Origin of the sequence: uncultured Campylobacter sp. (assembly GCF_937949835.1) — a bacterium.
Lineage (GTDB): Bacteria > Campylobacterota > Campylobacteria > Campylobacterales > Campylobacteraceae > Campylobacter_B.
In genome coordinates this window covers 1-8,750 of the sequence record NZ_CALEDC010000330.1, presented here as the reverse complement: position 1 = coordinate 8,750, position 8,750 = coordinate 1, and the positions used below count along the sequence as shown (strand labels likewise).

The 8,750-nt window shown below is 51.5% G+C and carries 8 protein-coding genes and 2 pseudogenes; 4 read left to right on the top strand and 6 right to left on the bottom strand.

Annotated features, from left to right (window positions below; all coding sequences use genetic code 11):
* A partial coding sequence (locus Q0256_RS07545; protein WP_297961824.1) for a hypothetical protein occupies positions 1–373 on the top strand: 373 nt, incomplete at its 5' end.
* A 271-nt stretch (positions 374–644) separates the two neighbouring features.
* Here Q0256_RS07545 and Q0256_RS07540 read toward each other — a convergent pair.
* Positions 645–1,055, bottom strand: a complete 411-nt coding sequence (locus Q0256_RS07540) for a hypothetical protein (protein ID WP_297961821.1) — start codon at positions 1,053–1,055, stop codon at positions 645–647.
* Positions 1,048–1,920, bottom strand: a complete 873-nt coding sequence (gene rarD / locus Q0256_RS07535; protein ID WP_297961818.1) for an EamA family transporter RarD — start codon at positions 1,918–1,920, stop codon at positions 1,048–1,050. Before rarD ends, Q0256_RS07540 begins: the two co-directional genes overlap by 8 nt.
* 104 nt (positions 1,921–2,024) lie before the next feature.
* On the opposite strand from rarD, the gene Q0256_RS07530 reads away from it, so the two are divergent.
* Positions 2,025–3,368, top strand: coding sequence for a class II 3-deoxy-7-phosphoheptulonate synthase (locus Q0256_RS07530; protein WP_297961815.1), 1,344 nt, complete (start codon positions 2,025–2,027; stop codon positions 3,366–3,368).
* 952 nt (positions 3,369–4,320) lie between these two features.
* Here the strand turns inward: Q0256_RS07530 and acpS are convergent.
* From acpS to Q0256_RS07515, 3 genes are read right to left on the bottom strand one after another with little or no spacing between them, the layout of a single operon-like run.
* Positions 4,321–4,692 carry a holo-ACP synthase gene (gene acpS, locus Q0256_RS07525; protein ID WP_297961812.1) on the bottom strand — a complete coding sequence of 124 codons (372 nt, stop codon included), beginning with the start codon at positions 4,690–4,692 and terminating at the stop codon, positions 4,321–4,323.
* 28 nt (positions 4,693–4,720) lie between these two features.
* On the bottom strand, positions 4,721–5,215 hold the full coding sequence (locus Q0256_RS07520; RefSeq protein ID WP_297961809.1) for a peptidylprolyl isomerase: 495 nt from the start codon (positions 5,213–5,215) through the stop codon (positions 4,721–4,723).
* Positions 5,216–5,224: 9 nt separating this feature from the next.
* Entirely contained in the window at positions 5,225–5,959 is a 735-nt protein-coding gene (locus Q0256_RS07515) for a YebC/PmpR family DNA-binding transcriptional regulator (RefSeq protein WP_297961806.1), read from the bottom strand.
* A 132-nt stretch (positions 5,960–6,091) separates the two neighbouring features.
* On the opposite strand from Q0256_RS07515, the gene Q0256_RS07510 reads away from it, so the two are divergent.
* Both Q0256_RS07510 and Q0256_RS07505 read left to right on the top strand, forming a co-directional pair.
* Complete coding sequence (locus tag Q0256_RS07510) at positions 6,092–6,316, top strand: heavy-metal-associated domain-containing protein (RefSeq protein ID WP_297921553.1); 225 nt, start codon at positions 6,092–6,094, stop codon at positions 6,314–6,316.
* Between the two features lie 3 nt (positions 6,317–6,319).
* Positions 6,320–8,209, top strand: a pseudogene (locus tag Q0256_RS07505) (heavy metal translocating P-type ATPase); the annotation flags it as partial.
* 14 nt (positions 8,210–8,223) lie between these two features.
* On the opposite strand, the pseudogene Q0256_RS11625 reads toward Q0256_RS07505, so the two are convergent.
* Positions 8,224–8,424 (bottom strand): annotated as a pseudogene (locus Q0256_RS11625) (ABC transporter permease); the annotation flags it as partial.
* Positions 8,425–8,750: the final 326 nt, after the last annotated feature.

The window sequence follows — 8,750 nt, the reverse complement described above, 5'->3', positions numbered from 1 at the left end:
GGTCAGGTTTACTATGGCGGAGCAGCCAAAGGATTGGGAAAAGGGTGCAATCGGGCTTAACAGAGGCTCGCTGCCCGATCTTAATAGATGCGGCTCGGTAACGCCAAATACAGCACTACTTGATATCTACGATACGCTTATAAAGCACTATTCCTCGCTCTGCGGCGATGAGCCTAAGGGTGCAAGCGGCTTTGATTTAGATAAATTTTTTAGATATTTGCAATTAGAAAAATTGGAATATTATCTTAAAATAGAGTATAAGGGCAAGTTGATACGGGTTGAGGAGTATGATAAAATTTTAAGGCGCAATGCGTCTAAGCAGCTAGAGCAAGCGGGATCCAAGACTGCAGATACCGCGTCTACCAATGAGTAAATTCTATAAATTTACAGACGCGATTATCGGCTTCGCGGTTGCTGTGTATCTTGCAAAATTCTATAAATTACGCCGATTTAAAATTTGCGTCGTTTTTGCTTTATAAAACACATGGAATTTTGTCGCTATGACGCAAGCGGTTTGCAAAAATTCCGGCGCGTATGTAAATTTTAAAAATTCCAAGAGTTGCGGCGCATTAAATCATATAAATTTAGGCGTTAAAATTCTACCGATATAGACACCCGCGAAATTCGCCGCTTAAAATTTCGCGCTACAAATTTTTAAATTCCATCTCTAGCTGCTTGCGCCAGTCTTGCAGCGAGCGCTCTGCGCCCACGGCGTATTTTTCGATAAGCGCGTCCGTTTTATTTAGAAACTCAAATAGCTTACCCTCCCACACGGCGGGATTTAGGTTGCTTTGATGCATCGTTTTGATATAAACCAGCTCCTTGCTAAGAGCCTCAAGCTCGTCTAGATAGCTCTCGCGAGCCCCCTCGTCGCGCAGCTCTAGCCGCTTTAGATCTCGCAGTTTGCTCTCTAAAATATTGCAAAATTTCATATACCTTTGCGAGCTAAGCTCTGGGTCTGCGGCGTCTGCGCGCGCGGAAGCCTTTTGGACCTGAAAATACACGAGCGCGCCCACCGCAAGGGCAACTGCGAACATCAAAGCGAAATTAGCCATTTTTTCTCCTTAAGCCGTCCAAGCCCACGACCGCGAGCCCGAACCAAATTAGCGAAAAGCTCAAAATTTTGTAAGTCTCAAGCTCCTCGCCGTAGATAAATACCGCGATCAGCATGCTCATGCTAGGGCTGATGTATTGCATAAAGCCGATCGTAGATAGCGGCAGATACTGCGTGCTTACGGCGAAGGTAAGCAGCGGCAAAATCGTAATCAGCCCGCTTGCAAACAGCAGCGCACCGCTTACGCTAAAGCCGAAGGCGCCGCTTCCTTTCAGCGCGCAGTAGATCAGAAACGCAAGCGCGGGCAGCAGCATCAGCGCCGTCTCGCAAAACAACCCCTCAAAGCTAGGCACTTTTACCTTCTTGCGTATGAGCCCGTAAAATGCAAAGCTAAGCGGCAGTACGAGCGAGATTATGGGAAGCCTGCCTAGGGCGTAAATTTGCACGCCGATCGCCGCAAAGGCTAGCAGCAGGGAAAATTTAGCCGCCGCGCTTAGCCGTTCGTGCAGAAACAAAGCGCCCAAAAGCACCGAAAATAGCGGATTTATAAAATATCCGAGGCTGGTGGCTAAAATTTGATCGGAATTTACCGCGTAGATATAAATACCCCAGTTCGTGCTGATAAGTAGTCCCGTACAAAGCAGCGTGAGAGCGATTTTGGGGGTGCTAAGAAGCCGCGCGACGTTTTTTAAGCGGTGCGTAAAGCAGAGAAAAACGAGCAGCAGCAGGAAGGACCAAACGACGCGATGCGCTAAAATTTGCACCGCGTCCACGTCCTTTATGAGCTTGAAAAATATCGGAAAAACGCCCCACATAACAAAGGTGGCAAGAGCAAGCATTAGCCCTTTAGTGCGGTTTTCTTCCATAAAATTCCTTCCAAATTGCCTAAAGGCGCTATTTTAAGATTTTTTGGGTTAATAAAAGCTTATTTGGGTATAATCGTGAAATTTTACGAAATCTAGGAGGGGCTATGAGTTGGAGTAGGACGTCGTGGAAAGATTATAAAATTTTACAGCAGCCGATTTATCAGGATGAAAGTGCGGTGCAGGCCGCTAAAGAGCGCCTTTACAAGCTGCCGCCGTTAATTTTTGCGGGCGAGGTTCGCAACTTAAAAGCCGAGCTTGCGCGCGCCAGCGAGGGCAAGTCGTTTCTGCTTCAAGGCGGCGATTGCGCGGAGAGCTTTAATGATTTTAGCGCGAATAATATCCGCGATATGTTTAAGGTAATGCTTCAGATGGCGATCATTCTTACCTTCGCAGCGGGATGCCCCGTCGTTAAGGTAGGTCGCATCGCAGGGCAGTTCGCAAAGCCGCGCAGCAGCGACTTCGAGGAGGTTGGCGGCGTAAGTCTGCCTAGCTACCGCGGCGACATAATCAACGGATTTGAGTTTAACGAAGCGGCGCGCAAGCCGGATCCTGCGCGCATGATCGAGGCGTATCATCAAAGCGCTTCGACGCTGAATCTGCTGCGCGCCTTTTCTCGCGGCGGTCTTGCGAACCTGCACGAGGTGCATAAGTGGAATTTGGGCTTTTTGAAAAAGGGCGAGCTGGAGGCTAAATTTAACGAGCTCAGCGATGAAATTTCGCGCACGCTTAAATTTATGGAGGCGTGCGGGCTAAGCGCCGCAAATTCCCCGAGCCTTGCCGAGACGGTGCTTTACACCTCGCACGAGGCGCTGCTGCTGCACTACGAGGAGTGCCTGACGCGCATCGACAGCACCAGCGGCGATTGGTACGACTGCTCGGCGCACATGCTTTGGATCGGCGAGCGCACGCGCGGCGCGGACGATGCGCACGTGCATTTTTTAAGCGGTATCAAAAACCCTCTCGGCGTCAAGATCGGCCCGAGCGGCACCGCAGATGAAATTTTGCGCCTTTGCGACAAGCTCAATCCGCAAAACGAAGCAGGCAGGCTAAACGTCATCATCCGCATGGGCGCGGATAAGATCGGCGCGCGGCTGCCGCAAATTTTACGCGAGCTAAAGCGCGAGGGCAGGGCGATCCTATACAGCATCGATCCGATGCACGGCAACACCGTCAAGGCTGCCAACGGCTACAAAACGCGCGAGTTTTCTAAAATTTTAAGCGAGGTGCAGAGCTTTTTTGAGATCCACGCTGCGGAGGGCACGCACGCGGGCGGCATTCACCTTGAGATGACCGGTCAAAACGTCACCGAGTGCACGGGCGGCTCGTTTAACGTAACGCAAGAGACGCTAAAACAGCGCTACGAAACGCAGTGTGATCCGCGCCTAAACGCAGATCAGGCGCTGGAGCTTGCGTTTTTGCTCGCCGATAATCTAAAAAAGGCGGAGTAGCCCGCCTTTTGTTGCACGTAAGATTCGGTCGCGGCTTGGAATTTTAGTCGTAGTTTGGGGGTATTTTGACGTAAGCTAGCGCTACGACCGCGCTTTGCGCTTTAAATTTAATCATATCTTGGCGCAAGTGATTAAAATTTGCGCGGCTTTAAATACAGAGCGGCTTTGGGCGCAGTTTCGGAGTGGTCAAAATATAGACGATTGAAATTTATACGGGGAAAATTCCAAACCCTATCGCAATGCGCCGTAGGTCAAAATATAGAGAATTGAAAATTTATACCTCGCGCGAAAACGTAAGCCGCGTAAGCGCGCCGCCAAAATACGAGCAATTTAAAATTTTGCGGCATCGCGCCGAAATAATTTTTTGCAGGGGCTTTGAAAACTTCTTGGCGGCTAAATTTATCCTCGCAGACTTGCGGCTTAAAATTTTAAATCCGCCCTGCATGGAATTTTAAAATTTTGCGCCGCCGTGAAATTTTAAAAATTTAGCGCTAAATTTACAGCCCGCGGAATTTCATTTGTGAATTTTGCCGTGTAAATTTTGATCGCTCGCTGCTGTGGGCGCGCCGCTTATCTGTGATCGCTTAAACTAGCGGCAGACTAGGCGGTAAATGCAGCGACATAAACTCGCCTCCATTTTTTCGCACATAGCAATAGAGAGCGCCGCGCTACCCGCGGTATTTTATTCGGCATAGATACGGCGCAGAAGCTCTTGCTTGAGACGGATGCGATGAACGCACGCCGCCGCAGTGATGTATGTTCGGTCGGCTCACAAAAATCCTTGATGATACGTGCGTCGGACGAAAGCGGCTTTGCGCCTGCTTTAAATTTTAGAGCGTGATTTCGCCGTGAAATTTTAATAGAAATCTACGCTCCTGCCGTTAAATTCCGTTACGCAAAATTTTGTGCAGAATTTACGCGGGGTTTTTGCCGCCCGCGTCGCTTCGTTTAGTTACTTTGAGCGCGGCTTATTGAGTTTTAGTGCGACTACGGCGATTGCGACGTTTGCGTCGTGCGTGATGCTAAGGCTTGCGGATTTGATATGAAATTTTTTGCGGATTTTTTTACGTATTTTTAGATGCGGCGCGCCCAGGGCGTCTTTGTAAATTTTGGCGTCTTTGAAGCCGAATTCCGCGCCGATGCCGGTGCCTAGAGCCTTGCTAAGCGCCTCTTTGGCGGCATAGACGCCCGCGATACTTTCGTCGCGCAGTGCCGAGGAGCGCTCGGATTTTTTCAAAATACGCTTTAGAAATTTCGCGCCGTATTTTGCGTGCAGCGCCGCAATCCTGCGCACCGCGGTTATATCCGTGCCGATCTTTATCACGGTCTGGCGCCCCGCGGTTTAAATTTAATCACGATTGTAAGCTCTCTTTAATCTCGATGTCAATGATCTTATCGCCCTGTCTGATCGCGTCCAAAACCGCTAGGCTAGGCTGATCCACGATTTGTCCGAACACCGTATGCACGCCGTCTAGGTGCGGCTGCGCGCTGTGGCAGACGAAAAACTGGCTTCCGCTCGTATCGCGCCCCGCGTGCGCCATCGAAAGTGCGCCGCGCACGTGCTTGTGCTTTTGGCGGTCGCATTCGCACTTTATGCGCCAGCCGGGACCGCCCGTGCCGGTGCCGCGCGGGCAGCCGCCTTGGATTACGAAATTTGGAATTACGCGGTGAAAATTTAGCCCCTTGTAAAACCCGCTGCGCGCAAGGCTAGCGAAATTCGTAACCGCCTGCGGGGCTTCATCTGCGAAAAGCTCCAGCTTCATATCGCCCTTTTCGGTTTTGATAACTGCGTATTTATCGCGCGCCAAAGCCGCTGCGTCGATGTCGTAAATTTTTAAGCTTTCCATTTTTTTCTCCTATGCGATGTTGGTGTAAACTGCCTGCACGTCGTCGTCATCCTCTAGCCGCTCAAGCAGCGCGTCTATATCGCTAAGCTGCTCCTTGCTAAATTCGTGCTTTTCGTTGGCGACGAATTTTAAGCTTGCGCTGATGATCTCAAGCCCTATCTTTTCGATCCCCTCGTTTAGAGTGCCGAAGCTTTCGTATTCGCCGTAGATTAGAAGCGTCTTTTCGAGCTCGCCCTTGTCGTTTTCAAACTCGTTGATCTCAAGCTCGCTAAGACCGAAGTCGATGAGCTCAAGCTCCAGCTCCTCGATGTCGCGGCTCGGCAGCTTAGTCTCAAAAACGGCCTTATGCGAAAACATAAATTTCAAACTGCCGCTCGGCAAAAACTCGCCCTTGGCTTTGTTTAAAATCGACTTAACGTTCGCGACGGTGCGGGTCGGGTTATCGGTGGCGCATTCGATTATTAAAAGCGCGCCGTGCGGCGCCTTGCCGTCGTAAAAGATCGTTTTGATATCGGCGCTATCCTTGCCGCTTGCGCGCTTGATAGCCGCGTCGATGTTGTCTTTGGGCATATTTTGCGCCTTTGCCGTAGCGATCGCGGCGCGCAGCTTGGAGTTCATCAGCGGATCTTCGCCGCCCTCTTTCGCCGCCATCGTTATGGCCTTGCCCAGTTTTGGGAAAAGTTTGCTCATCTTCCCCCATCTAGCTTCTTTTGAAGCGCGTCTGTATTCAAAAGCTCGTCCCATAAAATTCCTTAAAGCTTAAATTTAAAACGGGTGATTATAACGAAAAACCCTTAAATTTCAGGAGCGGGCGTTGAAATAAAATTTATTAAAAAGTAGTATAAGTTTTGAAATTTTAATCCAAAGGAGAGGCTCATGGCTTTGAAACAAAGCGTAAAATTTAAGGCGCAAAATATACACTGCGAAAACTGCGCGAGGACGATCAAAAACGCGCTTAAGGACGATTTCGGCGAGATCGAGGTGGATGTGGCAAGCGGAGTGGTGAGTTTAAGCTTAGATCCGCGCGACGAGGCTAAATTTAAAGAGGAGATGGACGATTTGGGCTTTAGCGTCGCAGAAAAGCTAGCCTGCGAAAACTAACGGATGCCAAGCAAAATCACTCTAAATATCGTCGGGATGAGCTGCGTAAACTGCTCCAATGCGATCGAGCGGGTAAGTCGCAAGATCGAGGGGGTGCAGGACGCGCACGTAAATTTCGCAAACGGCAGCGGTGAGTTCGTACTTGCTGATCCGGCGCTTGAGGAGACGTTAAAAGCCAAGATCAAAAAGCTAGGCTACGACATCGCCGTGGATTACGAGGATTTGGAGCGCAAAAAGCGGAGCAATCTCAAAGCGGCGCTATTTAGGCTGATCCTCGCTCTCATTTTAGCCGCGGCGGTGATGGCTGTGGAGATGAGCGGCTTTTTAGGCTTCGTTCCAAAAGCGCTGCTTTGCGCGGCGATGGCGTGCGTGAGCTTGTTTTACTGCGGCAAGAACTTCTTTTATCACGCTTACGGCTCGCTGAAAAACAGAAGCTTTGATATGAACGTACTTGTGGCGATGGGAAGCTTTTTTGCGTTTGCCTATTCGCTAACGGCCGCGGCGTGGGTCTATACGCACGGCGCGCAGAATGAATTTACCAATCTTTATTTCTCGTCCGCCTCGATGATAATCGCCTTTATTTCGCTCGGCAAATACCTAGAAGAGCGCAGCAAGATGAAGGCGAACGACTACATCAAGGGGCTAATCGATCTAAGCCCTAAAACCGCGCTTTTGATCAAAGACGACGGCACGATAGCCGAAGTGCGCGCAGAAGCGCTAAAGCCGGGCGATAAGGTTCTCGTAAAAAACGGCTCGGGCATCCCATGCGGCGGGCTTATCGTAGAAGGCGGCGCGCAGATCGACGCCTCGCTCATCAGCGGCGAGAGCTTGGCGGTTTATAAAAGCGTGGGCGATGAGGTAAACGCAGGCTGCGTCAGCACCGACGGCGTCATCTACGTGAAGGTGACGAAATTCCCGCATCAGACGCTACTTGCCGAGATTAAAAATCTGCTGAACGAGGCGGGCAACAAAAAGATGCCGATCGCGCGCTTTGCGGATAAAATTTCAAACATCTTCGTGCCCGCGGTGATTTTGATCGCGCTTGCTAGCTTTATAGCGTGGATGGCGCTTGACGGGCGGCTCTCATATGCCGCATCCGCCGCTATCTGCGTGCTTATCATTTCCTGCCCGTGCGCGCTAGGTCTTGCGACGCCGATTGCGATTGTTTGCGCGATCTCAAACGCCGCAAAGGCTGGAATTTTAATCAAAAATCCCGAAATTTTAGAAATTTTAAAAAGCGCCGACGTCGCGGTTTTCGATAAAACCGGCACGCTTAGTAAGGGCGAAATTTCGGTAAGCTTCAGCGATCTGAGCGCCCAAGATCTCTACGCTCTGGCAAGCGCGCAAAAGCTTAGCGAGCATCCGATCTCAAAGGCGATCGTAAAATTTGCCGAGCTGAAATTCGGCGAAATTTCTAAATTTAACGGCGAGTTTGAAAGCATCGCGGGCAAGGGGATCGTCGCGAAAAATCCCACCGGCGAAATCCTTTGCGGCAGTGCAGGCTTTCTGCGCGAGCGCGGCGTGGATGCGGGCGTCGAAGTAGAAGCGGAGGAACTTTTAGACAAGGGCTTCGGCGTCGTTTACTGCGCGATAGGCGGCTCGTACGCGGGCTTCATCGCATTTAGCGACGAGATCAGAGCCGAAGCGCGCGGCGTCGTGCAGACGCTACAAAGCAGCGGCGTAAAAACCGTCATGCTAACGGGCGATAACGCCAAAACGGCAAATTTCGTCGCTCGCAACCTCGGCATCGACGAGGTAAGAAGCGGAGTGCTTCCAAGCGGCAAATATGAGTTCATCAAATCCCTGACCGATGAGGGCAAGCCGGTGCTTTTCGTGGGCGACGGCGTCAATGACGCGCCGAGCTTAAAAGCGGCTAGCATCGGCGTCGCGATGAACGGCGGCAGCCCCAAGAAGGAGATGTTCACACCGTTGACGAGACCAAGCAGCGCACCCACCAGGAGGATCAGCATCAGACCCCCACCGAGAGGAAGGTTCATCCAGTCCCCCGAGAGGAAGATTCCCGCGAAGACCGCCACCAGCGTCATGCCGGTCCCGGAGCTCAGGTCGATGCCGGAGGTGGCGATGACGAAAGTGGCTCCCAGCGCCATCACCCCGATGTAGGCGGACTGCTGGATGATGTCCAGGGCCACCCCGAACTGGGCGAAGTTGGGTGCCGCGAAGCAGAAGAAGAGGTAGATGATCGCGAGGGCCGCGAACACGAAGATCTGCTGCAGGGAAGATTTCGCGATCCGGAGGACCGGATTCGGCGCCGCCACCACCTCGGCGGTCCCGCTGTTGTTGCTCACGCTGCGTTTCCTTTCAGCTGCGCCTTGCCGACGGTGGCAAGTTCCATGATGTTCTCCCGGATGGCTTCCTCGTCGTCGAGGAAACCGGTGATGCGGCCGTGCGTCACCACCGCGATCCGGTGGTTCAT

Excerpts from the sequence above, each read along its gene's own strand:
- Q0256_RS07540 (WP_297961821.1), bottom strand. The coding sequence starts at position 1,055 with ATGGCTAATTTCGCTTTGATGTTCGCAGTTGCCCTTGCGGTGGGCGCG.
- rarD (WP_297961818.1), bottom strand. The coding sequence starts at position 1,920 with ATGGAAGAAAACCGCACTAAAGGGCTAATGCTTGCTCTTGCCACCTTT.
- Q0256_RS07530 (WP_297961815.1), top strand. The coding sequence starts at position 2,025 with ATGAGTTGGAGTAGGACGTCGTGGAAAGATTATAAAATTTTACAGCAG.
- Q0256_RS07520 (WP_297961809.1), bottom strand. The coding sequence starts at position 5,215 with ATGGAAAGCTTAAAAATTTACGACATCGACGCAGCGGCTTTGGCGCGC.
- Q0256_RS07515 (WP_297961806.1), bottom strand. The coding sequence starts at position 5,959 with ATGGGACGAGCTTTTGAATACAGACGCGCTTCAAAAGAAGCTAGATGG.
- Q0256_RS07510 (WP_297921553.1), top strand. The coding sequence starts at position 6,092 with ATGGCTTTGAAACAAAGCGTAAAATTTAAGGCGCAAAATATACACTGC.